Here is a 24,529-nt window from a genome sequence, read left to right on the forward strand (position 1 = left end):
CGTCGTGTCGTCGCGTGTCGTCCCGTGCTGTTCGCCGCCACCGTATCGCGCCCCGAGACCCCGGAGACTCAGCCATGGCCACCACCTCCGCCCGCCCTGCCCAGTCACCCTCGACCAACACCCACGCCGTGGCGGGCCAACAGCCGTCGTACCAACTGGTATTCGCCCGGACCGAGGAGGACGTGCGCGCCGCGCAGCGGCTGCGGTACCAGGTGTTCGCGCAGGAGATGGGGGCGGTGCTGGAGTCGCCGCTGCCGGGCCTGGACGCGGACCCGTTCGACGAGTTCTGCGACCACCTGCTGGTGCGCGAGCAGTCGAGCGGCGAGGTGGTCGGCACGTACCGACTGCTGCGTCCCGAACAGGCGCGCCGCGCGGGCAGGTTGTACTCGGACACCGAGTTCGACCTGGGCCGGCTCGGCGGTCTGCGGGACGGCCTGGTGGAGGTCGGCCGGTCCTGCATCGCCGAGGCGCACCGCGGCAACGGCGCGGTCATCAACCTGATGTGGGGCGGCATCGCCCGCTACATGACGGCCACCGGCAACGCGTGGCTGGCCGGCTGCTGCTCGGTCCCGCTGTCCGACGGTGGCACCGCCGCCGCCGGAGTGTGGGACGCGGTGTCCGCCAAGTACCTTGCGCCGCAGGAGTATCGAGTCACCCCCCTGCGTCCGTGGTCGGCGGACGGGGTGGCCCGGCAGGGGCGGACCCCGATCCCGGCACTGCTGCGCGGCTACCTGCGCCTCGGCGCGTGGGTGTGCGGCGAGCCCGCGTTCGACCCCGACTTCAACGTGGCGGACCTGTACGTCCTGCTGTCGCTGGAGCGCACCGACCCGCGCTACCTCCGGCACTTCCTGTCCGCAGCGACGGACCTGCCGATCTCAACCATCACCAGTGGCACCAGCAAAGCCGACAACTCCCGTAGCACGAACGCCACTTCGGCCAGAACGGCGACCGCGGCATGAGCGCCTGGCTGCCGACCGCGCCATGCACGCCCGGCGCCTGTGTGACGGTCCCCGAACCGCGCGCAGGGGTCGCGCACCGAGTGCTGCGACTGGCCGGCTGCGTGACGGTCCTGCTCGCGGGTGTCGTGGCAACGCCCGCGGTGCGGGCACTGCGGTGGCTGCCGACCGAGCGCCTGGTGCGCTGCTGGGCGCGGCTGCTGCTGGCCGCGCTGGGGGTGCGAGTGCGGCCAATCGGCGTGCCGGGCAAGCAGGTTGGCGGTTCGCTGGTGGTGGCGAACCACATCTCGTGGCTGGACATTCTGCTGGTCGCTGCCGCCCGTCCGGGCCGGATGCTGGCCAAGACCGAGGTCGGCCACTGGCCGGTGCTCGGCCCGCTGACTTCCTGGGGCGGCACCATCTTCATCGACCGGGAGCGGCTGCGCGCACTGCCCGGCACGGTCGACGAGATCGCGACGGCGCTGCGCCGCGGCGAGCGGGTGGTGGTCTTCCCGGAGGGCAGTACCTGGTGCGGGCGCGTCGGCGGACGGTTCCGCCCGGCCCTGTTCGAGGCGGCGGTGCGCGCCGACGTCCCCGTCCAACCACTGGTGCTGCGTTACCGCACGGCGGCGGGTCCGAGTACCGCGCCGGCCTTCGTCGGTGAGGACGGGCTGCTGTCTTCGTTGTGGCGGGTGGTTTCGGTACGCGGCCTGGCCGCCGAGGTCGAGTTCCTGCCGCAGCTGCCGCTCGCGCTGTTCCCCGGCCGGCGCCAACTGGCTGCCGCCGCCCAGCGGGTGGTGGACCAGCGGCGCCACCTCGACGTCCCCGACTGCGCGACCTGCACCGCCCCGACCACCGCGGCCCACCCATCAGAGCGACCGGCCGACCCATCAGAGCGGCCGCCCCGCCCATCAGAGCGGCCGGCCGACCCGTCCGCCCACCCGTCCGAGCAGCCGGTCCTCGTACCCGACCGCGAGGACGTTCTGCGGCCCCGAGCGGGCGCCGCACACTGACCGACCAGCCCGCCCACGACCACGGCGGCAGGTACGACCGTACGGCTCCCGTATGATCGGGCGAGTTCAGAGAAGGCGAGGAGTGCTCGATGCAGGTGGACGAGGAGGCCGTCGGCGCGGTGCTGAACCGGCTGCGCCGAGCCCAGGGCCAACTGACCGGCGTGATCGCAATGATCGAGGCCGGCCGCGACTGCAAGGACGTGGTGACCCAACTCGCCGCAGTCTCGCGCGCCCTCGACCGGGCCGGCTTCAAGATTCTCGCCAGCGGCATGCGTCAATGCCTCGCCTCCGCCGACGAGAACACACCCCCGATGACCGAGGCCGAGCTGGAGAAGCTCTTCCTCACCCTGGCATAGCCGACACCGCAAAACCGGTCGAGATCCGAACCAGTTCAGACCGATCCGAACCGATTCGAACCAAACCGAACCGATCCGATCGAATCCGGGCAGCCCCGCCCCGCACACGCACGAAACCCCGGGCGCGACCACAGCGCACCCGGGGTTCGTTCACAAGCGGCGTGCCCCGGCCAAAGGCACCGAAAACACCGAAAGCACCAGAAGCGCGGGACGCCGCTCAGGCGAGGGTGAGGAAGAGCTTCTCGAGTTCCGCCTCGCTCATGGGGGCGCCGCCTTCCTCGGCCTCGGCCATGCACTGGCGCATGCCGCTGGCGACGATCTTGAAGCCGGCCCGGTCGAGCGCGCGGGAGACGGCGGCGAGCTGGGTGACGACGTCCTTGCAGTCGCGGCCGGCTTCGATCATGGCGATGACGCCGGCCAGTTGGCCCTGGGCTCGGCGCAGCCGGTTCAGTACGGCGCCGACGGCCGCCTCGTCCACCTGCATCGGGTCTCCTCCTCGTGCTGGGCCTTCCCCGGCGGGTGCCGGGTGGGGCCGGTAATACCCCCGCCGGTATCAACCGGGACGGTGGGCGGGGCATTCCCGCCCACCGGTCGGGGTGGTGCGATGGTTGGCGGTCAGACTGCGGACTCCCACGCACCGTAGCCGCCGAGCAGGTCGGAGGTCTGCGGGTGGCCGTGGTGGCGCAGCAGGCTGGCCGCGATGGACGAGCGGTGGCCGCCGGCGCAGTGCACGACGACGGCGCGGTCCTGCGGGATCTCGGCCAGGCGCTTGGGGAGTTCGGCCAGCGGGAGGTGCATCGAGCCGGGGATCAGTCCGCCGTCGCGCTCCGCGCCGCCTCGCACGTCGAGGACCAGCGGCGGCTCGCTGCCCGCGAGTTCGGTGCGCAGGTCGGCGACGGTGCGGCGGGCGGCCTGGCGCATCTGCTCGGGCACGGAGCGGAACGTGGTCTCGGGGTCGGCGAGGTGGCCGGCGACGCGGTCGAAGCCGATCCGGGCGAGGCGGGTGACGGTCTCCTGTTCGCGGCCTTCGGGGGCGACCACCAGCAGCGTCCAGGCGGGGTCGAGGACGGTGCCGGACTGTTCGGCGAAGCGCCCGTCGGCGGGGACGTTGATGGCGCCGGCCAGGTGTCCGGCGGCGAAGTCGAGCGGGTCGCGGGCGTCGACGACGACGGCGCCCTCGGCGCGGCGGGCGAGGAAGGTCTCGGCGTCCAGCGGGGTGTCGAGCGCGGCGGCGTCGAGCAGGTCGCGCTCGCGCCGGTTGAGGTCGGCGTCGTAGCCGAAGTAGCCGGGGGCGGCGGGCTGGCCGGCGGTGACGATGGCCACGAACTCGTCCTCGGTCATCGGCGCGCACGCGTAGTTGGTGGCGCGCTGCTGTCCGATGGTGGACTGGAGCTCGGTGGACAGGTTCTTGCCGCAGGCGGAGCCGGCGCCGTGCGCGGGGTAGACCCGGACCTCGTCGGGCAGCGCCATCAGCTTGCGCTGGACGCTGTCGTACAGCATCCGTCCGAGCTCGTCGGCGGTGACGCCGGCGGAGGCCAGCAGGTCGGGGCGGCCGACGTCGCCGATGAACAGGGCGTCGCCGGTGAGCACGCCGTACGGGACGGTGTCGTCGGCGTTCTCGCGGACCAGGACGCTGATCGACTCGGGGGTGTGGCCGGGCGTCTCGAGGATCTCCAGTTCCACGGTGCCGAGGCTGATCCGCTCGCCGTCGGCGAGCTTGCGGATCGGGTACTCGGTCTCGGCACGCTGCCCGTAGCCGATCCAGGCGCCGGTGCGGTCGGCGAGTTCGAGGTGGCCGGAGAGGAAGTCGGCGTGGAAGTGGGTGTTGATGACGCCCTCGACCGTGAAGCCGCGCGCTTCGGCCTCCGCCAGGTACTCGTCCACGTCCCGGCGCGGATCGATCACCACGGCGCGGCCGGTGGTCTCGTCCGCGATCAGGTACGAGGCCTGGGAAAGGCACTCGAGGTAGTACTGGGCGAAGAACACGGATGTCCTCATCTCTGCGTCGGCCGGTCACGGCTGGAGGGTGGAGGTGCGGGCGCGATACGGGTGCGGAGCCGCGGGTGGGTACGGGTGCGGGGCCGATATGCCCGACACCCGAGCCCGCCGATACCCCCATGGGTATTATTGCAGGCAGTTCTCGACTGTAGCGGATCCCGAGCAATACGGGTGGGGGTATATGCTCGATCCCAACGATATACCCCCTCCGGTATCTTCCTCGGGACGGCCGAGCGCCGCGAAGTACCGCCGGAGGACCCCGCACCACTCCCGCACGTCCCACCCTCATCACCGCCCAGGAGGACCCCGTGGCCCTGTTCCACCAGCCGCCCGCTCCCGCGCAGATCGACGCCGCCGAGGCGCACCGCCTGGCCGCCGCCGGCGAGGCGCTGCTGCTCGACGTCCGCGAGCCCGCGGAGTACGCCGAGGTGCACGCCCCGGCTTCGGTCCTCGTCCCGCTCGGCAGCCTGGACAGCCCCGGCGCCCTCGACGGGCACCTCGTACCGGGCGCCGACGGACCGCTTGTGCTGGCGCTGTGCCGCTCCGGGAACCGTTCGCAGGTGGCCACCGACCTGCTGAACGCGCGCGGCGTGCGGACGGTCAACGTGGTGGGCGGAATGCGCGCCTGGCTGCAGGCGGGGCTTCCGTCGCACCAGGGCGAGTGTTCCTGCGGCACCGCGATATGACCGCCGTCATCCTTGCTCTGATCGCCGGCGCGGTGGTCGGGCTGGCCCTCGGTGGACTCGGCGGCGGCGGCAGCATGCTGGCCGTCCCCGCGCTGATCTACCTGCTCGGCCTGACTCCCGGCACCGCGACCACCGCCAGCCTGCTGATCGTCGCCGTGACCTCCCTCACCGGACTGGTCGCGCACGCCAAGGCCGGACGCGTCCGCTGGCGCAGCGGCCTGCTGTTCGGTGCCGCCGGACTCCCGTTCGCGGCACTCGGCGGCGCCCTCTCCCGTCATCTGCCCGGCTCGGCGCTGACCGCCGCGTTCGCGCTGCTCGCCGCACTGGCCGCCTGGCGGATGCTGTCCGCCGGACGCGCACCGCGCAGCCGCCGGGTCGCGGGGCACGCGTCGATTCCGGCCCAGACCCGGGCACCGGAACCGGCCCGGGTGCTCGACGGCGGGACGGGCGTGTCGCAGGCGACGGCCGACGGCGCGTCCGGGACGTTGCGCGTCGCGGACCCGCACACGGAAAACGCTTTCCCGTTGCCTTCCGAGAGCCACGACCACACCGATCAGCCGGACACGTCCGCCACCTCACCCGCTCCCGCGTCCGCGCGGCGGTCCGCGCTGGCGGGGGCGGGGCTGGGTGCGGCGACCGGCGTGCTGGGAGTCGGCGGCGGGTTCCTCGCCGTACCCGCGCTGGTGTCGTTCCTGGCGTTCTCGATGGCCGACGCGATCGGCACCAGCCTGCTGGTGATCACGCTCAACTCGCTGTCCGCACTGCTGCCCCGCCTCGGCGGTGCCGCCGACATCCCGTGGGCCGTGGTCGGCCCGTTCGCGGCCGCTGCGATCCTCGGCGCGTGGGACGGCAAGCGGCTGGCGTCCAAGCTGTCCGGCCGCACCCTGCAGCGCATCTTCGCCGGCGCCCTGCTCGCGGTCGCCGCCCTGATGCTGGTGGACGCCGTGCTCTGACCGCCGGGCCCACAGCCCCGCGCCAGGCACCGCGCCACCTCCACCGCGCAGCCCCACCTGCGCTTTCGGTCCACTCCCCCGCCCGGCGGCAACCGCATGCCGGGTCACTCCTGCCCGAAAGGCCCCACTACCTATGACCACGCCCCTGACCGTCGACCAGCTCCAGCCCCGGCTTCAGCAGCTGACCGTCATCGACGTGCGGTCGCCCGGCGAATTCGCCGGCGGCCACATTCCCGGCGCCCACAACGTGCCGCTGGACCAGCTGTCGCAGGCGCTGCCCGCCCTGCGCGCCGCCGCCGCCCGCGGCGAGCTGGCGATCACCTGCGCCTCGGGCGCCCGGGCCGTCAACGCGTGCGAGCAGCTGTCCGCCGCCGGGATCACGACGCTGCTGGTCTCCGGCGGGACCGCCGCCTGGGCGGCCGGCGGCCACCAGCTGAACAAGGTGCCGGGCGAGAAGGTCCGCTGGGGCCTGGACCGCCAGGTCCGGATGGTGGCGGGCTCGCTGGTGCTGGCCGGCGTCGTGGTCGACCTGGCCGTACCGGGCGCGCGCTGGGTGTCGGCCGCGGTCGGTTTCGGTCTGGCGTTCTCGGCGGCCACCAACACCTGCGCGATGGGCTCGATGCTGAGCAAGCTGCCGTACAACCGTCCGCGCAACTCCGGTGCCGCGTTCGAGGCGACGCTCAGCGCCCTGCACGGCGGCAAGTAACGCCTGAAGCCACCTCCGTCGAAGCGCCCCGCGTCCGATCCGGACGCCAGGCCGAGCGGCGGTGAGTGAACTCGGCCCTCGGTGCCACCCGTTGTCCGAACGGGTGGCACCGAGGGCCTACGTGTGTCATCGGTCGTCGACGGCTGAACCCCAACTCACGGGCGGCGTCGGCCAATCAGCGCCCGGTGGTCACTTTCCAACGGTCCGTGCCCGGCGGTCAGTGCCCGGCGGTCAGTGCCCGGTCGGGGTGCAGGACCCGGCGGGTGCGGTGGGCGCCGCGGGTGCCGCCGGTGTTGCGGGTGCTGCGGTGTCGTGGTGTCCGGCCAGCCAGAATCCGATCAGCAGGCCGACGATGCCAACGACCTTGTGGCGGTTGCGTTTCCACCACGAGGGCGAACCGGCGGCCATGAACCGTAGGTTGGTGAACTCCGGATGTGCAGTGGGCGGGGCGTCTCTGAACAGTCCCATCGCGGATGATCCTCCTCTCGCGTCGGGGAGTTCATGACCATACGCGCGCACCGCACCGGCCGCAGTCCATTAATCCCGTTTCCGGGGTCCCCGCGCGCCCCTCGCGCCCCCTCCGACGCGCCACGCCCACCCACCTACCGGGCGAACCGGCGCGTCACCAGTGCGCAGGCCGGACCAGTCCGGAGCCGACGCTGGTGGTGGAGTCGCCCTTGGCGGCGGCCAGTTGGGACTGCGTCAGGAACAGCGCCCCGGTCAGGTCCGCGCCGCGCAGGTCGGCGTCGCGCAGGTCGGCCCCGATCAGGTCGGCACTGCGCAGGTCCGCACCGGACAGGTCGGCGGCGATCAGGTAGGCACCCCGCAGGTTCGCGCCACGCAGGTCGGCACCCTTGAGCCTGGCTCCGATCAGGTCCGCGCCGCGGTGGTTGCGCTTCTTGCCGGGCAGCGCTTTGCGGGTCAACTCGCTGGCCCGCAGCAGGAGTTCGCTGGTCTCGGCGCGGATCGCGGGGACGTCGGCGGCGATCAGGGCGGCGGCGTCCCGGCGGGTCAGCTCGTCGATGGCATCGCTCGCGCGGCGCAGTTCGGCGTGCACCGGGCGGGCCTTGGGGAGCTCCAGCGCCTCGGTCAAGTACCAGAGCAGTTCGTGGAGTTGCCGCATCACCGGGAAGGCGTCGAACATCTGTCGGGCGGTGTCCTGGTCTTCGCGCCAGCTGCGGCCTTCGAAGGTGTGCTGGGAGATCTTCTGGCCGGCGCCGAGGCAGTCGAAGACGGTGCAGCCCTGGTAGCCGCGGTCGCGCAGCTTGACGTGGATTCCGCAGCGGTAGTCGGCGTCGAGGTTGCGGCAGGGGGTGCCGGCGTTCTTGTTGGCCGCGAAGTCGGCGGACTTGGCGAAGGGCAGGGCGACGCAGCACAGCCCGAAGCAGGAGGAGCAGTCGGCGAGCAGGTCGAGGCGACGGCCGGTCTGGGTGGGGTGCTGCTGATCGGTCACGGTGCGCGGTCTCCTGCGGGGCGGGGCGGGGCGGCGGGCTCGGATCGTTCCGTCCGGACACCATTCTCCCCGGTCGCGGGGGTGCACCCGCCCCCGGGGGCATCCGGGCCCCGGGGCGGCAGGTTCTGAGCGGCCCCGGGGCGTCCGCAGCTCGGGTCATCCGTCGTGGGACATCCGCGCGTCGCCGTTGCCCGGGCGGGCGGGGGCGGCACAGTGGTGGCTGCCGTGTCCGGGCCGGACACGGTGCGGCCGGGGGCGACGACGGGAGGAGCAGCGTGGGCATCACCGGCGACTGGTACAGCGAACTGGGTTCGCACATGCGGTTGGTGGAGGGTCCGGAGGGTTCACTGACCGGCACCTACGTCTCGGCGACGGGCCTGGCGAGCGGAGCGTATCCGCTGGTGGGACGCCTGGTGGCACCGGCGCAGCCCGGGCACGGGACGGCGGTGGGCTGGGCGGTGGCCTGGCACAACGAGCTGGGCGACGCGGGTTCGGTGACGGCCTGGAGCGGCCAGTACCAGCGGAACGGGGCGGAGTGGATCTCGGCCGCCTGGCTGCTGACGCGTTCCGCGGAGGCTCCGGACGAGTGGGAGTCGACGGTGGTCGGGCACGATCTCTTCACCCGCCAGGAGCCCGACCCGGCCCGACTGGACGAGGTCCGCCGGCTTGCGCGCCCGCTGCCGCATCCGAAGCCCTGAGCACCGCCGCCCTGAGCGTCGCCGTCCTCAGCGCCGTCGCCCTGAGCGCCGTCGCCCTGAGCGCCGTCGCCCTGAGCGTCGCCGTCCTCAGCGCCGTCGCCCTGAGCACCGCCGCCCCGAACACCCCGCGCAGAACGCCCTCGTGCCCGCCCCTTCCCGCGTGGCGGGTCGGGGCAGGCACGAGGCGGGCGGACTCTCGGCTACGGCACGGGCGTTCCGGTGGCGGTGATCTCTGCGGCGCTGGTCCACGGGCCCCGGTTGCCGGCTTCGCTCAGGGCTCGTAGACGTACGTAACGCCCGTTCTTCGCAGTGAAGTTGACGGGTTTCGCGGCCGAGGTGTCGGCGAACGTCCCGGCCGCGACGGGGGCGCCCCAACTGCTGGTGCTGTCGGAGACATAGATCTCGTAGTTGCCGATCCGGCCGTTGACGCCGCCGTCCTGGCGGGGCAGGTAGGTCAGGCTGTCGACGCTGTAGCGGGCGCCCAGGTCGATTTGGATCTCGTGCGGCAGCGGGGTGGCGGTGGTGGACCACTGGGTGTGCCAGAGGGTGCCGCTGCTGCCGTCGATGGCGTTGGTCGCGGCGCCGTTCTCCGCGGCGGTCTCCTGGCTGTCGGTGGAGACGACCTTCCAATTCGCCTGCGGGATGGGGCCGCTGGCGGTGGCGGGGGTACCGGTGGGCAGCGTGAGGCCGGTCGCGGTGACGCTGAAGGCGCTGGTGACGGCGTGGTTGCCGGCCTTGATCCAGAGCGTGCCGGAACGGTCGGCGGCGTCGAAGTACCAACCGGTGCTTGCGGCGTCGTACGCGGCCTTGCTGCTCAGCCGGGCCAGCGTGGACGCCCCCGCCGTGACGCCGTTCGGTGCGCTTGCCGCGTGCACGGTGAACTCGTAGTCGCGGGCGGCGAGTTGACCGGTGTAGCTGCCGTTCGCGGCGGCAACGGCCAGCGTGACGTCACCCGAACCTCCGCTGGGCGCAGTGACGTTGACCTGCTGGCGGGAGTAGGCGCCGCTCTGGTAGGCGCGGGTGGTGCCGTCGTCCTCGTAAAGGCTGAAGGAGGAGTTCCCGCGCGGGTAGATGTCGTAGGTCAGGGTGGAGGCGGGCCTCTCGCCCGTGTAGTTCATCTGCGGCCACATCGGCACGATGGCACCGGACTTGACGAACAGCGGCAGGGTGTCGAGCGGTGCGCTGTAGCCGTTGAGCCAGCCCGGGCCGGTGTAGGTCTTTCCGGTCCAGTAGTCGGTCCAGCTGCCTGCGGGCAGGTAGATTCCGTCGCGCACGGAGGTGTCGCTGACCACGGGGGCGACCAGGAACGAATCACCCGCCATGAACTGACTGCTCGTCAGATTCCCTCGTGCGACCGGATCTTCCGGGTATTCGAGCACCATGGCGCGGGTGGCGGGCACGCCGGTGTCGGTGGCGATCCGGCTCATGGTGTACATGTACGGCATCAGCCGCATCTTCAGCTGCAGGTACTTGCGGTTGATCGACAGGTACGGGTCGGCGAACCGCCAGGGCTGCTTGTCGTTGTAGCCGGTGGACGGGTTGCTCGCGCCCCAGCCGGACATGGTCATGAAGGCGGGGGTGAAGGCTTTCCACTGGAGGTCGCGGACGTAGGTCTTCGGGCTGCCGTCGTAGATGCCGTCGACGTCCCCGGAGGCGTAGTTGAGGCCGGACAGGCCCGCTCCCGCGATGGACGGGACGTGCCAGCGCATGGCATCCCAGGTGCCGTGGGTGTCGCCGGTCCACACGACGGCGTTGCGCTGGGTGCCGGCCCAGCCGTCCACGGTCCAGACGAAGCGGCGGCCGTCGGAGTTGTTCTCGATGCCGGCCACGGCCTGGTTGACGCCGGTGAACGCGGTCTTGTAGCCGCCGCCGATCCATGCCACGTCGGTCTTGACGGCGCGCGAACCGGCCGTTCCCACTTCCCAGTTGATGTTGCTCAGGCCGGTGGAGGTCCACAGGCCGGTGTGGAAGCCGCGGTCGTTCAGGCCGGCGGTTGCCGTGGGCAGGTCGGTGTAGCCGCAGCCGTAGCCGTCATTGGGCAGGAACCAGCCGGAGGGCATGTCGGCGGCGCGGGCGTCGGTGGCGTAGCCGACCACGTCGGGCGTGGTCTGGTGGCGCGGCCGGTTGTGGTCGCCCGTGTAGGCGGGGTTGGAGGCGTTGAAGCAGTCGGCGTTGCCGAGTTCGAGTCCCCAGATGGGGGCGAGGAAGGGTTTGCCGGTGACGTCGGTGTAGGCGTTCAGCACGTCCTTCAGTGAGTTCCCGGCGAAGTACCAGGCATCGAACCGGCTTTCGTTGTGGGTGAGTTGGGCGGGTGCGCCGAAGTTGTAGCTGCCGGGGGCCCAGGTGTTGCGCATCACGCCGTAGCCGTTGGTGGACATGTAGAACGGGGCGGGGCTGGCGTTGCTGTTCTCGGTCCACTGGTTGGAGACGGCGACCGGAACGGTCTTGTCGCGCAGCGCCCACTCCCCCAGGTGCAGGCCGGTGCCGTAGAACTGCTCGTCCGCGCCGCGGTTCAGGTACTGGGTGGTCTGACTGGTGGTCCAACTGGTGGGCTGGGATTCGGCCCAGAGCAGTGTGGTGTTGTCGGCGCGGTAGAGCGCGAAGGTGAGCGGGGACTTGTTGATCCGCAGGGCGATCGCGCTGGTGTCGATGCGCCAGTAGGTTCCGGCGTCGGCGAGAGTGGCGCCGACGCTGCCGAAGGAGGTGGTGACGGCGAGGTCGCTGCCGGCCGGGTCGTCGGTGAACTTGCCGTTCGGCGAGAGCCAGATCCGGAAGATGTCGGCGCGGGCCAGCTGGATCCGGGCGGCGGCTTTGCCGGAGGTGGTGACGGTGAACGTGTCGCCTGAGCGGGTGACGCCGGTGGCGTTGCCGGCGGTGGTGGCGCGTGCGGCGGCGGCCGGGCCGACGACGGCGAACAGTGTCGCCAGCATCAGCAGCACGAGCGTGGCCGCTGTGTACCGACGGCTCGGGCTACCCGGCCTTGGCAGTGGGGTTCGCATGCTGGTTCCTCCTGTACGGGCGCGGGGGGGCGGAGGGTGGGAAGTGCGTCGCCGGGCCGAACCGGGTGAGGGGGGTGGGGGTGCGCCAAGTCGCTTGTGGGGCCGTTCGGTTGAGGGGTGGGGCCGATCCGGCGAGTTGAGCGGTACATATCGCAGCAGCAACCCGACATGACGTCAAGTGTTCGTTCAAGCCGTGTTCTGCGCAGCTTCGCGCACAGTGCGCAGAGCGTTTGCGCGAAACGCACGACGGGCCGGCAGCCGCGCCACCTGGGTGTTCGGAAATGGCGGCAGACGTTCGCCTGCGGGAAAGATCCCTTTGTCCGGGCGCACGCCCTGTTTGGCCACAACGTTGGCATGCGAGTCGCCATCGTCACCGAGTCCTTCCCGCCCGAGGTCAACGGCGTGGCCCACAGCGTGCTGCGGGCCGCCGAACACCTCGTCCGGCGGGGTCACCAGCCACTGGTGATCACGCCCGCGCCGGCCCGCGGCGCGCACTGCCCGCCGCAGTCCTTCGGCCCGGACCGGGAACCGCTGCCGGTGGTGCGCATTCCGTCCGTTCCGCTGCCCCGCTACCCGCAGGTACGCATCGCGCTGCCCAGCCGCCGCCTGGCCGCCGCGCTGACCACCCACCGGCCGGACGTGGTGCACCTCGCCAGTCCGTTCGTGCTCGGTGCGCGGGCCGCCCGGATCACCGAGCGCCTCGACCTGCCGACGGTGGCCGTCTACCAGACCGACCTGGCCGGGTACGCGCAGGCGTACCGGATGGGACGGGGGCTGGGCTCGGCGCTCGCCTGGGCACGGATCCGATCCGTGCACCGGTCCGCCGCGCGCAATCTCGCCCCGTCCACCCCCGCCGCCCAGGACCTGACCGCGCACGGCGTGCGCAACGTCCGGATCTGGGCGCGCGGCGTCGACTCCGCGCGCTTTCACCCCGACCACCGGGACGAGGCCCTGCGCCGCTCGCTCGCCCCCGGCGGCGAGGTGCTGGTCGGCTACGTCGGGCGGCTCGCCCCGGAGAAGCGGGTCGACCTGCTCGCCGAGGCCTCCCGGCTGCCCGGGGTGCGGGTCGTGGTGATCGGCGACGGACCGAGCGCCCCCGCGTTGAAGGCCGCGATGCCCGGCGCGGTGTTCCTCGGCCGCCGCACCGGCGCCGAACTCGCCCGCTGCTTCGCCACGTTGGACGTGTTCGTGCACACCGGCCCGCTGGAGACCTTCTGCCAGACCATCCAGGAGGCGATGGCCAGCGGCGTCCCCGTGGTCGCACCGGCCGTCGGCGGCCCGCTCGACCTGGTCGGCCACCACCGCACCGGCCTGCTGGTCGCCCCGCGCGACCCCGGGGCCGTCGCCCGCGCCGTCGCCACCCTCGCCGCCGCCCCCGACGTCCGCACCCGCTACGGTGCGGCCGGCCGCACCGACGTCACCGACCGCACCTGGGAGGCCGTCGGCGACCAGCTCATCCAGCACTACGAGGACGTCCTCACCGAGCACCGCACCCGCCCTGCGGGCACACCTCCCCGCACCAACGGGAAAGCGCTTTCCAGCACGGCCGGGCCAACTGCCACCCCGAACGACGGGCCGTCGGTCCCCGTTCAGGCCCACACCAACGGGAAAGCGCTTTCCCCGACCTCCGCCGACGCCGACGCCCACGCCGACACACCGGCCACCGTCCCGCCGCCAGCGACACCTCCGCAGCCCTCCCCTTCCACCCCCGCCGACGTGCAACCCTGCTCCGACCTCACCGCTCGCCCGACCGGTCAGTTGGTCGAGGAGCAGCCGGCGTGAACAGCGAACTGCGTATCGTCCGGGTGGCGAACTTCGTCACGCCGGTGTCCGGCGGCCTGCGGACGGCGCTCCGGCACCTCGGTGCGGGCTACCTGGCGGCGGGCCACCGGCCGGTGCTGGTCGTCCCGGGGCCGCGCCGCAGCGACGAGTGGACCGAGCAGGGCCGGGTGATCACGCTGCCCGGGCCCCGGGTACCGGGCAGCGGCGGCTACCGGGTGCTCCGGGACCGTCGTCAACTCGCGGCCGTCCTCGAGGAGTTGGCGCCGGACCGACTGGAGGTCTCGGACCGCACCACGCTGCGCTGGACGGGCGCCTGGGCCGGAGCGCACGGAGTGCGGTCGATGATGGTCTCGCACGAGAGCGCCACGGGCGTCCTCGGCACCTGGGGCCTGCCCCGGCCCGCGGCACGCGGCCTCGCGGACCGGCTCAACTCCCGCACCGCGCAGGCCTACGACACGGTGCTGTGCACGACGGCGTGGGCGGCCGAGGAGTTCGAGCGGATCGGCGCCGACAACCTCGCCCAGGCACCGCTGGGTGTCGACCTGACGACCATGCACCCCGCCCGCCACGACCCGGCGCTGCGGGCGCGACTGGCCGATCCGCACCAGGTGCTGCTGGTGATGTGTTCGCGGCTGTCGGGCGAGAAGCGTCCGGAACGGGCGCTTCAGGCGCTGGTGGAGCTGCGCCGCCGCCACCGTGTCCCGGCGGTGCTGGCCGTCGCCGGAACGGGCCCGCTGCGCCGCCGTCTGGAGCGGCAGGCCGCCGAACTGCGGCTGCCCGTGACGTTCCTCGGCCACCTGGCCGAACGCGCCGACGTGGCAGCCCTGTTGGCGACCGCCGACGCCGCGATCGCGCCGGGCCCGGTGGAGACCTTCGGCCTGGCCGCACTCGAGACGCTGGCCTGCGGCACCCCCGTCGCGGTGAGCCGTTCCTCCGCACTGCCCCGGGTGGTCGGCCGGGCCGGCCTCGCGGCCGCCGACACCGGCCCCGGATTCGCCGACGCCATAAGGGAGTTGCTGGACCGCCCCGAGGCCGAACGCCGGGCCGCCGCCCGCGCCCGGGCCGAACGGTTCAACTGGGACGCCGCCGTCACCGCCTTCCTTGCCGCCCACCACGCCACCGTCCCCGCACCCGCCGCCCACCACGCCACCGTCCCCGCACCCGCCGCCCACCACCTCGCACCGTAGTGCGCAGACCCCAACTGCCCACTCCCCCACCGCATTCCACACCCACCCAACCCCACTGGAGGGACGTGATGACGGTTCGGTTCGCTGCGCTCGGCGACTCCCTCACCGAGGGCGTCGGCGACCCCGTCCCCGGCGGCTGGCGAGGCTGGGCGGCACTGCTCGCGCCCAGCCTCTCGCCAGGCCCCGTAGACTTCCGCAACCTCGCCAACAGCGGCGCTCTCAGCCGCGACCTGCTGGTCTCCCAACTACCCACCGCACTCGCCCTGCGCCCGCAGTACGCGGCAGTGCTGGTGGGCGGCAACGACACCCTGCGAGCCTCCTTCGAACTCGACCTGACGGCACGTCAATTCAGCGCTGCCCTATCCTCGTTGGCGTCATCCGGCACCGTCCCGCTCACCGCCTGCCTGCCCGACCCGGGCCGACTGCTGGGACTTCCCGCACCGCTCGCCCGCCCGCTGGCGCGCCGGATGCGCGGCGTCAACGCGGTGATCCACGCACTGTCCGAGCACCACCACGCGGTGCACCTGCACCTCGCGGACCTGCCCTGGACGGAACGGCGCAGCCTGCTGAGCGTGGACCGGCTCCACCCCAGCGCCGCCGGGCACCAGTTGATCGCCCGCGGCTTCCACACCCTGCTCGCCGAATCCGGCCACGCGGTCGGCCCGCCACCCGCCGAGCTGCCGACCCCCGTCCCCGTCCCCGGCGCCGACCTGTGGTGGATGGCCACCCGTGGCACCCGTTGGCTGGCGGCCCGCTCCACCGACCTACTCCCCGGCCTGCTCGCCCTCGCCGCGATCGAGGCCCGCCATCTCCTCCGCGGCTCGTCCCGTCGCCTCGACCACGCGGAGGCCCGAACCACCGCCGCCATCATCGCCCGCCTCACCACACCCGGCCCCCAGCCGGCCCCGCCCACCGCGAAAACCTCAACGCCCCGCTAGCGCAACGCACTTGCCGGGGCCACCGGCGCGCCACGCCCCCGGAGCGGGCACCCCGGTCACCGCGCGACCGGCAAGGTTGGTCGTTCAGTGCCGCTGGTCGCGCTCCGTGCCTCGTTCGACACCTTTCGAAATCGCGAGTGAGGCGCGGATCTTGTCCAGCCAGCGTTGACAGAACTCAGGCGTGATCGGTTCGAAGAGTTCTGGGGTCGATGCCTCGAAGAGGAACTGCGCCACGAAGTCCTCATGACCGTCCTCGAGGTCCAGGCCATCGTGGAGGTGCACCACCTGGGCCCACGTGGTGAGCTCGGCCGATGCCACAAGGCCGTCGGTGGCCTTGGCCAGGGCGGCCTCAAGGGCGGCACGATCCACGACGGCGCGATCCACGACGGCGCGATCCACGACGGCGTGGGCCGATTGACCTGCGCGGCGTGCGTTTCGCACCAGGTCGTCGAGTTCACCACGCCAGTTGACGAGATCTTCGAGAACTGAGCTTTCGTCGGCGTTCATGCCGCTCATCCTGCCAGCGGGCGGTCCCCTCCCGAGCGTTGTCCGGTCGGGACGTTCGGCGGCGGCAAACAGTCGAATCCCCTCCCTGGAACGGGTTAAGTGCCGCCCTTCGGCCCCGGCGCAGTCTCGGTGGCCCGGTTACGGTGCAGTGCTCAATCCGGCAACCCGGACCACTCGGAGGCACACATGGTCACCCGAAACACCGCATGGCCTGCTGGAACGCCCTGTTGGGTCGATCTGTCCGCGGACGACCTCGACAAGGCCGTCACGTTCTACAGCAGTCTGCTCGGCTGGCAGGTCCAGCGCGGCGGCAAGGACGTCGGCGGCTACAGCCTGGCCCTGAAGAACGGCGCGAACATCGCCGGCATCGGCCCGAAGATGAAGCCCGAGATGCCCACGGCCTGGACCACCTACCTGGCCACCGACAATGTCGACGACACCGTCGCGAAGATCACCGCGGCCGGAGGGAAGGTCCTGTCGCCCGCGATGGACGTGATGACCCTCGGCAGGATGGCGATCGCGGCGGACCCCGGCGGCGCGGTGTTCGGCGTGTGGCAGTCCGGCGACCACACCGGTTTCGGCGTCGCCAACGAGGACGGCACGGTCGCCTGGAACGAGAACATGAGCCGCGACTACGAGGGCAACCGCAGGTTCTACCGCGAGGTGTTCGGCTACAAGTACGGCGAGGTGTCCGACGGTTCGATGAAGTACTCCACCCTCGACCTGCCACACGGCACGGTCGGGGGGATCGGCGAACTGCCGGCGGACACTCCGCGCGAAGTGCCGGCGCACTGGATGGTCATCTTCGCCGTGCAGAACGTCGACTCGACCGCGGCCAAGGTGCCCGGCCTGGGCGGTCGCGTCACTCAAGCCCCCTTCGACACACCGTACGGCCGGATGTCCGTGGCGTCCGACGACCAGGGTGCGACGTTCACCCTCGTCCAGCCCCTGCCGACGGACTGATCCGCGCTCCGCCGAAGCCCAACTGACCGGCTCTTGCGGCGAACCGCCCCGTAAGCGCCGGTCAGTCGGTCTTCGGCAGGCGGATCACGGCCGAGCCGCGCGCGAGGTCGATCCGGCTGCGGTTCGGCGGGGCGCCGTCCTCGTCCTCGTCGCGAAGCATCAGCGCGGACTGGCGTTCCTTCAGCTCGTTCTGCTTGCCCGCCGAGAACTGGGCGTGCAGTTGCTCGAATCCGGTCGCCGAGACCTGCCCCTGCCGGCTGCCGGGCCGCCACGGCAGGAGACCGGCGCGACCGGCCCGCAGCAGCACCTGGTCGACCACCGCGAGCGCGGTGAGCAGCAGCACCAGGCCCGGCAGCGTCATGAAGACGATGAACCCCATTCGGTCAGTATCACCGCCCGGCCGCCCTCCGCACAGGGCCTCGCGGCACAGCGCCTCGCGCATCCCCCGCGAACGGCCACCGCAACTCGGCCAACACCCCTCGTACCCCAGCCGCCCGGCCGCGCCGCACCGGCCGACTCGCGGATTGGCGTCGTAGCATCGCCCTCGGAGCACCGTGCACCGTTCGCACCCACCCCGCCGGAGGCAGTGAGCATGGACGTCGGTTTCGTCGGTCTGGGTGCGATGGGTCGGGCGATGGCTCGCCGGCTGCTGGATGCGGGGCACTCGGTGCGGGTGTGGAACCGGTCGGCGGAGCCGGTGGCCGAGCTGGTCGCGGACGGGGCGTCGGCGGCGGGGACGCTCGCGGAGGCGTTCGGCGCCGAGGTGGCGATCTCGATGCTGGCGGACGACAAGGTGGTCGAACGCCTGTTGCTGAACGAGGAGTTGCTGTCCGCCGCGCGGGCCGCCGTGCACGTCAACATGGCGACCGTCTCTCCGGGGCTGGCACGCCGGGCCGCCGAGTTGCACGCGCAGCACGGGCTGGGTTACATCGCGGCGCCGGTGCTGGGCCGGGCGGAGGCCGCGGCGGTCGGGAACCTGAACATCCTGGCGTCGGGTCCGACGGCCGAACTCGACTGGGTGGCACCGCTGTTCGACGCGATGGGCCGGCGCACCTGGCATCTCGGCGAGGACCCGGCGGCCGCGAACGTGGCGAAGATCAGCGCCAACTTCCTTCTGGTGTCGGCGATCGAGGCGTTCTCGGAGGCCGCCGTACTCGCCGAGGCGAACGGTCTCGCACCGTCGGCGCTGCTCGACGTCCTCACCAACTCCCTTTTCCCGGGCCCGGTTTACGCCGGCTACGGCGCGATGATCACCGAGCGGTCCTTCGACCCGGCCGGGTTCCGCCTCGCACTCGGGCTGAAGGACGTCAACCTCGCCCTGGACACCGCCGCCGGCGCCAACGTGCCCCTCCCCCTCGCCTCCCTGCTGCGCGACTCCCTGCTGCAGGCCGTCGCCCACGGCCACGGCGAGAGCGACCTCGCCGCGATCTCCGCCACCTCCCGCACCCGGGCCGCCATCTGAGGCCCACGGCCACCGGAACCACTCCAGAACCAGGCCCACAGCCACCCACAGCCCGCCTCGAACGTAGCCTACCCCCTCTTTTCGTCGTATTGACGACAACCGGCACCCCCGCTTATCGTCATAGAGACGAAAAGAGAGGACGCCGCGACTCCCATGGCCGACATCACCCGCCGCTTCGGCTTCCGCCACCTGCGCTCCGCACCGACCAGCCACATCCGCCACCTCCGGGGCGGACAGCTCACCCACGAAGGCGCCGGACTCGCCTTCTGGTTCCGGCCGCTCACCGCCGCCATATCCGAAGTACCGGTCGACGACCGCGAGTTGGCGATGATGTTCCACGCCCGCACGGCCGACTTCCAGGATCTCGCGGTGCAGGCCACCGTCACCTACCGGATCAGCGATCCGACGGTCGCCGCCGCCCGCCTTGACTTCGGCATCGACCCCGACACCGGCAGCTGGCGCGCCGAGCCGCTCGCCCAGCTCGCCACCCTGCTCACCGAGACCGCGCAGCAGCACGCCCTCCAGCTGATCGCCCGAACTCCCCTCGCGGACACTCTGGTTGACGGCGTGACGGCAGTCCGCGAGCGGATCGCCGAAGGCCTGGGCACCGAGCCCCGGCTGGGCGAGATCGGGCTGACGGTGCTCGCGGTGCGCGTCACCGCCGTCCGGCCCGAGGCCGAGCTGGAGCGGGCGCTGCGCACCCCGGCCCGGGAGCAGGTCCAGCAGGAGGCGGACCGGGCGACCTACGAGCGTCGCGCGGTCGCGGTCGAGCGGGAACGCGCCATCGCCGAGAACGAACTCGCCAGCCAGATCGAACTGGCGCGCCGCGAAGAGGAGTTGGTGGCGCAGCAGGGCGCGAACGCGCGCCGCGAGGCGGAGCAGAAGGCGGCGGCGGACGCGGTGCGCACCGACTCCGAGGCCGCCCGGCGCACCCGGCTGGCGGTGGCGGAGGCCGAGGCGGCCGGCACGCTGGCCGCTCAACAGGCCGAGGCGGTACGGGCGTTGGGCGAGGCGAAGGCGGCCGCCGAGGCGGCGTGGCTGACGGCGCACCAGCAGGTCGGGCCGGAGATCCTGCAGGCGCTGGCCCTGATCCGGCTGGCCGAACACCTGCCGCGGATCGACAGCGTCACCCTCACCCCGGACGTGCTCACCGGCCTGCTCACCCGGCTCTCCACCCCGACGCCCGCCACGACGCCCCACACCCCGACGGGTCCGGCCGGCGACACGGATCGACCGGTCCGATGAGCCTCGCTCCGCGCGTGGTACTGGTCCACCGGCGCACCGAGTACCAGGAGTTGATCGCCCATCACGGGACGCACGGCCAGGCGGAGTTCTTCCTCGCCGGCCGCGGGCGCTCGCTCGCCGAGGCGGAGCAGCGGCACGACCTGGCCCGGAGTGCGCTGGCCGAGGTATCGGCGGCGGTGCCGCTGGACTGGCGGCAGACCCGGGTGGAGCGGGCGGACCTGGACCGGTTCCTGTTCGGGCCCGAGGACCTGGTGGTGGTGGTCGGCCAGGACGGTCTGGTCGCCAACACCGCCAAGTACCTGTCGGGGCAGCCGGTGATCGGCATCGACGCGGAGCCGGGCCGCAACCCGGGCGTCCTGGTGCGACACCGTCCGGGGCAGGCCGGGCCGCTGCTGCGGGCGGCCGTCGGGCCGGGCGCGGAGCGGCGCTTGGAGTTGCGCACCATGGTGGAGGCGGTGGCGGACGACACCCAGCGGCTGCTGGCGCTGAACGAGATCTACCTCGGGCAGCCCGGCCACCAGACCGCCCGCTACCGGCTGTCCGCACCGGGTGGCGACGCGGAGTCGCAGGCATCCTCGGGCGTGCTCGTCGGCACCGGCACGGGCGCGACGGGGTGGTGCCGCTCGGCGTGGCTGGAGCGGTCCAGCCGGCTGCCGCTGCCCGCGCCGACGGTGCCGCAGCTGTCCTGGTTCGTCCGGGAGGCGTGGCCGTCCCCGGTCACCGGCACCTCGCGCGTCGAGGGCCTGCTGACCTCGGAGCAGCGGCTGGCCCTCACCGTGGAGTCCGAGCGGCTGGTGGCGTTCGGTGACGGCATCGAGTCCGACGCCCTGCACCTCACCTGGGGCCAGACCGTCCGCGTCGGCCCGGCCGCGCAACGCCTCCACCTGCTCGCCTGAGCCCGCCCCGCATCCCCCGACCGCACGTCGCCGCAGGCCCCTCCCGGGGAACGCCGCAGGCCGGACGGGCAGCGGGCCCCGCCGTCCGGGAGCGACCGGCGGCGGGGCCCTGCCTAGGATGGAACGAACGACGGGAAGGAGGTCCGGCCATGGCTCGACGATTCGCTCTCACCTTCCCCGGGGAGACCGGAGGCCACGCCGAACAGGACGTGGTGGTGGTCGAGGCGACCGGCACCCGAGGCCCCGGCGGGCACCCGGTGTACACGGACCCGTCCGGCATCGTGCAGGCCGAGATCAGCGACGCCGGCGAGGTCCGGATGATGGCCACCGGCGGCCATCAGGCCCCGCGAACGCCGATGCACGCCGAACCACTGCCCTGAGCCTCGGCCTCCCCGCCGCCGGCACCAACGGGAAAGCGCTTGCCGGACACCTTCCGGTAAGCGCTTTCCCGTTCGTTCCGGTCAACCGACTTCTCCGTTCCGGTCGACCGACTTCTCCGCTCCGGTCGACCGACTTCTCTGTTCCGGTCACCCGGCTCTCAGCCGCTCACCAGCGCGAGTGCACCTGCGCCCGCAGGCGGCGGTCGTACAGGTCCTGAACGGCGTCCAGGGTCTGCGGCGACAGCGGCGGCAGAGCGGCCGTCTCGGCGTTGGCCCGGGCCTGCTCGGGGCTGCGGGCGCCGGGGATGACGCTGGTGACGCCGGGCTGCTGGACGATCCAGCGCAGCGCGGCCTGCGCGGAGGTGGCGCCGGGCGGGGCGAGGCGGGCGAACTCGTCGGCGGCCTCCACCCCGGTCGCGAAGTCGACGCCGGAAAAGGTTTCGCCCTGGTCGAACGCGGAACCGTCCCGGTTGTAGGTGCGATGGTCGTCCGCACCGAACAGGGTGTCCTTGGTGTACTTCCCGGACAGCAGGCCGGACGCCAGCGGGACGCGGGCGATGATGCCGACGCCGGCCTTCTCGGCGGCGGGCAGCACCTCGTCCAACGGCTTCAGCCGGAACGGGTTGAGGATGATCTGCACGCTGGCGACGCCGGGCCGGCCGATCGCGGTGAGCGCCTCCGCGCAGGTCTCCACGCTGACGCCGTACGCGGCGGTGCGGCCCTCCTCGACCAGGGTGTCGAGCGCGTCGAACACCTCGTCGCTGGAGTACACCGCCGTGGGCGGGCAGTGCAGCTGCACCAGGTCGAGCCGGTCCACGCCCAGGTTCCGACGCGAACGGTCGGTCCACTCACGGAAGTTGGCGAGGGTGTAGTTCTCCGGCAGTTGCGGCAGCCGGCGGCCGAGCTTGGTGGCGACCAGCAGTTCGTCGTCCTGGCGGGACTTCAGGAAACGACCGACCAACTGCTCGCTGCGGCCGTCCCCGTAGACATCGGCGGTGTCGAAGAACGTCACCCCGGCGTCGGCGGCGGCGTCCAGCACCGCCAGCGCGTCGTCCTCCAGCACCACGCCCCAGTCGGCGCCCAGCTGCCACGTCCCGAGACCCACCACCGACACCGGACGCCCGGTCCGGCCAAGTACACGCTGTTCCATGCGCCGAGCCTGCCACAATGCCCGACGCGGCCCAACCCCCGACACTCCCCGGACGGCACCGGCCCCACCGGCCGTGCAGACCCGAAGGCCGCCCCGGCGCCAACGGCACCGGGACGGCCCGGCTCGATCAGCGGCGCGTACCCGCCAAGGGCCTACGCCCGCTCAGACGTTGACGCCGTAGTCCAGCGCGATGCCCCGCAGGCCGGAGGCGTAGCCCTGGCCGATGGCGCGGAACTTCCACTCGGCGCCGTAGCGATAGAGCTCGCCGAAGACCATCGCGGTCTCGGTGGACGCGTCCTCGCTCAGGTCGTAGCGCGCGACCTCGGTGCCGTCGGCGTCGTTGACGACCCGGATGAAGGCGTTGCGGACCTGGCCGAAGCTCTGGCGGCGCTGTTCGGCGTCGTAGATCGACACCGGGAAGACGACCTTCGCGACCTGCGGCGGAACGGCCGTCAGGTCGACCCGGATCTGCTCGTCGTCGCCGTCGCCGCCACCGGTGAGGTTGTCGCCGCTGTGCTCGACCGAACCCTCCGGGCTGCGCAGGTTGTTGTAGAAGACGAAGTGCTGGTCGCTGAGGACCCGTCCGGCCTCGCTGCACAGCAGCGCGCTGGCGTCGAGGTCGAAGTCCGCGCCGGTGGTGGCCCGGACGTCCCAACCGAGGCCGACGATGACGGAGGTGAGCCCCGGGACCTCCTTCGTCAGCGAGACGTTTCCGCCCTTGGCGAGCGAGACTCCCATGTTGCCCTCCTGTGGTATCCCCGTACCGGGCCCGGTAGTTCGGCCCGGCGGCCGGCAGCCGCTGCGTGATGCGGGCGCAGGCCCCGAAGTTGAATCTACAGCACTGTAGAACAGGACGGAATCCACCTTCGCACCAGCAGCGTCCCAAAAAGTCACCGCGCGGCACCGGATCTGACGACACCACAGCGGACAGCACCGGCCTGATCGTCGGATCGGTTCTCGCGAGGTCCGACCACGGCGCCCCCCGCAGGTCACTCGCAGCGTCCCCCCGCAGGTCACCCGCCGCGCGCCGCCCAGGTCACCCGCCGCGCCGCGCCGGGGCCGCCTACCGGCGTCGGCCGTCGCCCCGGGCATACCCTTTCCGAGGAGGTGCCCCAGATGAGTGATGACACGACGATCCCCGGTATCGATCCGAAGGTGCCGCCCAGCGGCGACGGCTGCGTGGAGTGTCTGGCCGGCGAAGGCCAGGGCTGGTGGTTCCACCTGCGCAGGTGCGCGGCGTGCGGACACATCGGGTGCTGCGACTCCTCACCGTCCCAGCACGCCACCGCACACGCCCGGTCGGCCGGCCACCCGTTCCTGACCAGTTTCGAACCGGGCGAGGACTGGTTCTGGAACACCGAGACCGAACAGTTCTACGAGGGCCCGCCGCTCGCCGGCCCGTCCGCACACCCGGTCACCCAGCCCACCCCGGGCCCGGCCGGCCGCGTCCCGATCGACTGGCAGCAGCGCCTGCGCTGACTCCCCGCCCACCACAACCGACCGCACCCGCGCCACCACAACCGACCGCACCCGCGCCACCACAACCGACCGCACCCGCGCCGCCACAACCGACCGTACCCGCGCCACCATCCGTGCCGGGTACGGTCGGTTTGTGGTGCGACGCGGGCCGGCGCGGCCACCCGCACGGACCGGCAGCGGCGACGGCGGCAGCGGCGGCGAAGGGGCGGGAACGTGGACGCGCAGCAGTGGGAGACGGTGCGGCGGCTGGCGGCGTGGCTGGCCGAGGGGAGTACTCAACCCCCGGAGATGCAACGGGTGTTGCAATGCCTGAAGATCAGCGAGGAGGCCGGCGAGGTGGCCGAGGCGGTGATCGGCGCACTCGGCCAGAACCCGCGCAAGGGCTTCTCGCACACCTGGGACGACGTGGCGGCCGAACTGTGCGACGTGGTGATCACCGCGATGGTCGCGCTGACCCGGGTGCATCCGGACCCGGCCGCCGCGTTCGACGCGCACCTGGCGAAGGTCGCTGCCCGCGCGCTGCCGACAACGGAGTCCGACGCCGCCCCGAACTGAGGCGGGCCGACCCGTCAGCGGTGCCCGACGGCGAACAGCAGGAGCACGAATCCGGCGAACACGTGGGTACCCACGATGTAGATCAGCGCACGGATCAGCATCTGCTTGCGCCGCGCCTTCTCCTCACGCACGGCGGAGCTGGTCACGTCGGTCCTCCTGTCGTCCTGTCCCGTCCTGGTTCTGCCGTT

At 72.4% G+C, this 24,529-nt stretch carries 26 protein-coding genes and 1 pseudogene; 17 read left to right on the forward strand and 10 right to left on the reverse strand.

Features of this window, described 5'->3' with window-relative positions; all coding sequences use genetic code 11:
- The first annotated feature begins 74 nt into the window (after nt 1-74).
- The 3 genes from ACFYST_RS21225 (at nt 75) to ACFYST_RS21235 (ending at nt 2,304) form a co-directional block, all read left to right on the forward strand.
- Nucleotides 75-959 (forward strand): GNAT family N-acetyltransferase, encoded by an 885-nt coding sequence (locus ACFYST_RS21225; RefSeq protein WP_387864469.1) that lies wholly within the window; start codon nt 75-77, stop codon nt 957-959.
- A complete protein-coding gene (locus tag ACFYST_RS21230; protein ID WP_387864472.1) occupies nt 956-1,948 on the forward strand; it encodes a lysophospholipid acyltransferase family protein in 993 nt (330 codons plus the stop codon). Before ACFYST_RS21225 ends, ACFYST_RS21230 begins: the two co-directional genes overlap by 4 nt.
- An 89-nt stretch (nt 1,949-2,037) precedes the next feature.
- Nucleotides 2,038-2,304, forward strand: coding sequence for a metal-sensitive transcriptional regulator (locus ACFYST_RS21235; protein WP_043911730.1), 267 nt, complete (start codon nt 2,038-2,040; stop codon nt 2,302-2,304).
- Between the two features lie 217 nt (nt 2,305-2,521).
- Here the strand turns inward: ACFYST_RS21235 and ACFYST_RS21240 are convergent, their stop codons facing one another.
- Together ACFYST_RS21240 and ACFYST_RS21245 are read right to left on the reverse strand one after the other, a co-directional pair.
- Complete coding sequence (locus tag ACFYST_RS21240; RefSeq protein WP_043911727.1) at nt 2,522-2,788, reverse strand: metal-sensitive transcriptional regulator; 267 nt, start codon at nt 2,786-2,788, stop codon at nt 2,522-2,524.
- A 131-nt stretch (nt 2,789-2,919) separates the two neighbouring features.
- Nucleotides 2,920-4,290, reverse strand: a complete 1,371-nt coding sequence (locus ACFYST_RS21245; protein ID WP_387633678.1) for a rhodanese-like domain-containing protein — start codon at nt 4,288-4,290, stop codon at nt 2,920-2,922.
- Between the two features lie 320 nt (nt 4,291-4,610).
- On the opposite strand from ACFYST_RS21245, the gene ACFYST_RS21250 reads away from it, so the two are divergent.
- The 3 genes from ACFYST_RS21250 to ACFYST_RS21260 all read left to right on the forward strand — a co-directional run bounded on the left by ACFYST_RS21250 (nt 4,611) and on the right by ACFYST_RS21260 (nt 6,647).
- Nucleotides 4,611-4,988 carry a rhodanese-like domain-containing protein gene (locus ACFYST_RS21250; protein WP_387864473.1) on the forward strand — a complete coding sequence of 126 codons (378 nt, stop codon included), beginning with the start codon at nt 4,611-4,613 and terminating at the stop codon, nt 4,986-4,988.
- Entirely contained in the window at nt 4,985-5,941 is a 957-nt protein-coding gene (locus ACFYST_RS21255; protein ID WP_387864476.1) for a sulfite exporter TauE/SafE family protein, read from the forward strand. The genes ACFYST_RS21250 and ACFYST_RS21255 overlap by 4 nt, the downstream gene beginning before the upstream one ends.
- A 133-nt stretch (nt 5,942-6,074) precedes the next feature.
- On the forward strand, nt 6,075-6,647 hold the full coding sequence (locus ACFYST_RS21260; RefSeq protein WP_387633684.1) for a rhodanese-like domain-containing protein: 573 nt from the start codon (nt 6,075-6,077) through the stop codon (nt 6,645-6,647).
- 231 nt (nt 6,648-6,878) lie between these two features.
- Here the strand turns inward: ACFYST_RS21260 and ACFYST_RS21265 are convergent, their stop codons facing one another.
- Together ACFYST_RS21265 and ACFYST_RS21270 are read right to left on the reverse strand one after the other, a co-directional pair.
- Complete coding sequence (locus ACFYST_RS21265; protein ID WP_387864479.1) at nt 6,879-7,115, reverse strand: hypothetical protein; 237 nt, start codon at nt 7,113-7,115, stop codon at nt 6,879-6,881.
- A 154-nt stretch (nt 7,116-7,269) separates the two neighbouring features.
- The gene (locus ACFYST_RS21270) at nt 7,270-8,100 is read right to left on the reverse strand and encodes a pentapeptide repeat-containing protein (protein WP_387864482.1); all 831 of its coding nucleotides are present in this window, start codon (nt 8,098-8,100) and stop codon (nt 7,270-7,272) included.
- Nucleotides 8,101-8,375: 275 nt separating this feature from the next.
- Here ACFYST_RS21270 and ACFYST_RS21275 point away from each other — a divergent pair, with 275 nt between their 5' ends.
- Nucleotides 8,376-8,798 carry an avidin/streptavidin family protein gene (locus ACFYST_RS21275; protein ID WP_387633688.1) on the forward strand — a complete coding sequence of 141 codons (423 nt, stop codon included), beginning with the start codon at nt 8,376-8,378 and terminating at the stop codon, nt 8,796-8,798.
- Nucleotides 8,799-8,998: 200 nt separating this feature from the next.
- Here ACFYST_RS21275 and ACFYST_RS21280 read toward each other — a convergent pair whose 3' ends face one another.
- Complete coding sequence (locus ACFYST_RS21280; protein WP_387864485.1) at nt 8,999-11,728, reverse strand: TIM-barrel domain-containing protein; 2,730 nt, start codon at nt 11,726-11,728, stop codon at nt 8,999-9,001.
- A gap of 423 nt (nt 11,729-12,151) precedes the next feature.
- On the opposite strand from ACFYST_RS21280, the pseudogene ACFYST_RS21285 reads away from it, so the two are divergent.
- The 3 genes and pseudogenes from ACFYST_RS21285 to ACFYST_RS21295 form a co-directional block, all read left to right on the forward strand.
- Nucleotides 12,152-13,288: pseudogene (locus tag ACFYST_RS21285) on the forward strand (glycosyltransferase family 4 protein); the annotation flags it as partial.
- Nucleotides 13,289-13,575: 287 nt separating this feature from the next.
- Nucleotides 13,576-14,766 carry a glycosyltransferase gene (locus tag ACFYST_RS21290; protein ID WP_387864487.1) on the forward strand — a complete coding sequence of 397 codons (1,191 nt, stop codon included), beginning with the start codon at nt 13,576-13,578 and terminating at the stop codon, nt 14,764-14,766.
- A 68-nt stretch (nt 14,767-14,834) separates the two neighbouring features.
- Complete coding sequence (locus tag ACFYST_RS21295; RefSeq protein WP_387864490.1) at nt 14,835-15,704, forward strand: SGNH/GDSL hydrolase family protein; 870 nt, start codon at nt 14,835-14,837, stop codon at nt 15,702-15,704.
- Between the two features lie 84 nt (nt 15,705-15,788).
- Here ACFYST_RS21295 and ACFYST_RS21300 read toward each other — a convergent pair whose 3' ends face one another.
- Nucleotides 15,789-16,211 carry a hypothetical protein gene (locus ACFYST_RS21300; RefSeq protein WP_387864493.1) on the reverse strand — a complete coding sequence of 141 codons (423 nt, stop codon included), beginning with the start codon at nt 16,209-16,211 and terminating at the stop codon, nt 15,789-15,791.
- A gap of 186 nt (nt 16,212-16,397) precedes the next feature.
- On the opposite strand from ACFYST_RS21300, the gene ACFYST_RS21305 reads away from it, so the two are divergent.
- Entirely contained in the window at nt 16,398-17,174 is a 777-nt protein-coding gene (locus tag ACFYST_RS21305) for a VOC family protein (protein WP_387864496.1), read from the forward strand.
- A gap of 61 nt (nt 17,175-17,235) precedes the next feature.
- On the opposite strand, the gene ACFYST_RS21310 is transcribed toward ACFYST_RS21305, so the two are convergent.
- Nucleotides 17,236-17,553: a DUF6191 domain-containing protein gene (locus ACFYST_RS21310; RefSeq protein WP_387864498.1), complete on the reverse strand. Its 318-nt coding sequence runs from the start codon at nt 17,551-17,553 to the stop codon at nt 17,236-17,238.
- Between the two features lie 213 nt (nt 17,554-17,766).
- Between ACFYST_RS21310 and ACFYST_RS21315 the strand changes: the two genes are divergently transcribed.
- The 4 genes from ACFYST_RS21315 (at nt 17,767) to ACFYST_RS21330 (ending at nt 21,157) form a co-directional block, all read left to right on the forward strand.
- Nucleotides 17,767-18,636 carry an NAD(P)-dependent oxidoreductase gene (locus ACFYST_RS21315; RefSeq protein WP_387864501.1) on the forward strand — a complete coding sequence of 290 codons (870 nt, stop codon included), beginning with the start codon at nt 17,767-17,769 and terminating at the stop codon, nt 18,634-18,636.
- A gap of 153 nt (nt 18,637-18,789) precedes the next feature.
- Nucleotides 18,790-19,881 (forward strand): SPFH domain-containing protein, encoded by a 1,092-nt coding sequence (locus ACFYST_RS21320; RefSeq protein ID WP_387633704.1) that lies wholly within the window; start codon nt 18,790-18,792, stop codon nt 19,879-19,881.
- Nucleotides 19,878-20,777, forward strand: a complete 900-nt coding sequence (locus ACFYST_RS21325) for a hypothetical protein (RefSeq protein WP_387864503.1) — start codon at nt 19,878-19,880, stop codon at nt 20,775-20,777. The genes ACFYST_RS21320 and ACFYST_RS21325 overlap by 4 nt, the downstream gene beginning before the upstream one ends.
- A 149-nt stretch (nt 20,778-20,926) precedes the next feature.
- Nucleotides 20,927-21,157 carry a DUF6296 family protein gene (locus ACFYST_RS21330; protein WP_387633707.1) on the forward strand — a complete coding sequence of 77 codons (231 nt, stop codon included), beginning with the start codon at nt 20,927-20,929 and terminating at the stop codon, nt 21,155-21,157.
- 166 nt (nt 21,158-21,323) lie between these two features.
- On the opposite strand, the gene ACFYST_RS21335 is transcribed toward ACFYST_RS21330, so the two are convergent.
- Both ACFYST_RS21335 and ACFYST_RS21340 read right to left on the reverse strand, forming a co-directional pair.
- The gene (locus ACFYST_RS21335) at nt 21,324-22,307 is read right to left on the reverse strand and encodes an aldo/keto reductase (protein ID WP_387864506.1); all 984 of its coding nucleotides are present in this window, start codon (nt 22,305-22,307) and stop codon (nt 21,324-21,326) included.
- A gap of 162 nt (nt 22,308-22,469) precedes the next feature.
- Nucleotides 22,470-23,045, reverse strand: a complete 576-nt coding sequence (locus ACFYST_RS21340; RefSeq protein WP_387633711.1) for a TerD family protein — start codon at nt 23,043-23,045, stop codon at nt 22,470-22,472.
- A gap of 378 nt (nt 23,046-23,423) precedes the next feature.
- Here ACFYST_RS21340 and ACFYST_RS21345 point away from each other — a divergent pair, with 378 nt between their 5' ends.
- Together ACFYST_RS21345 and ACFYST_RS21350 are read left to right on the forward strand one after the other, a co-directional pair.
- Complete coding sequence (locus ACFYST_RS21345; RefSeq protein ID WP_387864508.1) at nt 23,424-23,786, forward strand: UBP-type zinc finger domain-containing protein; 363 nt, start codon at nt 23,424-23,426, stop codon at nt 23,784-23,786.
- A gap of 213 nt (nt 23,787-23,999) precedes the next feature.
- A complete protein-coding gene (locus tag ACFYST_RS21350; protein WP_387633715.1) occupies nt 24,000-24,341 on the forward strand; it encodes a MazG-like family protein in 342 nt (113 codons plus the stop codon).
- A 14-nt stretch (nt 24,342-24,355) separates the two neighbouring features.
- On the opposite strand, the gene ACFYST_RS21355 is transcribed toward ACFYST_RS21350, so the two are convergent.
- Entirely contained in the window at nt 24,356-24,487 is a 132-nt protein-coding gene (locus ACFYST_RS21355) for a DUF6126 family protein (RefSeq protein ID WP_387633717.1), read from the reverse strand.
- Nucleotides 24,488-24,529 lie beyond the last annotated feature (42 nt).

This window comes from Kitasatospora sp. NPDC004614, from assembly GCF_042873675.1.
Classification (GTDB): domain Bacteria; phylum Actinomycetota; class Actinomycetes; order Streptomycetales; family Streptomycetaceae; genus Kitasatospora.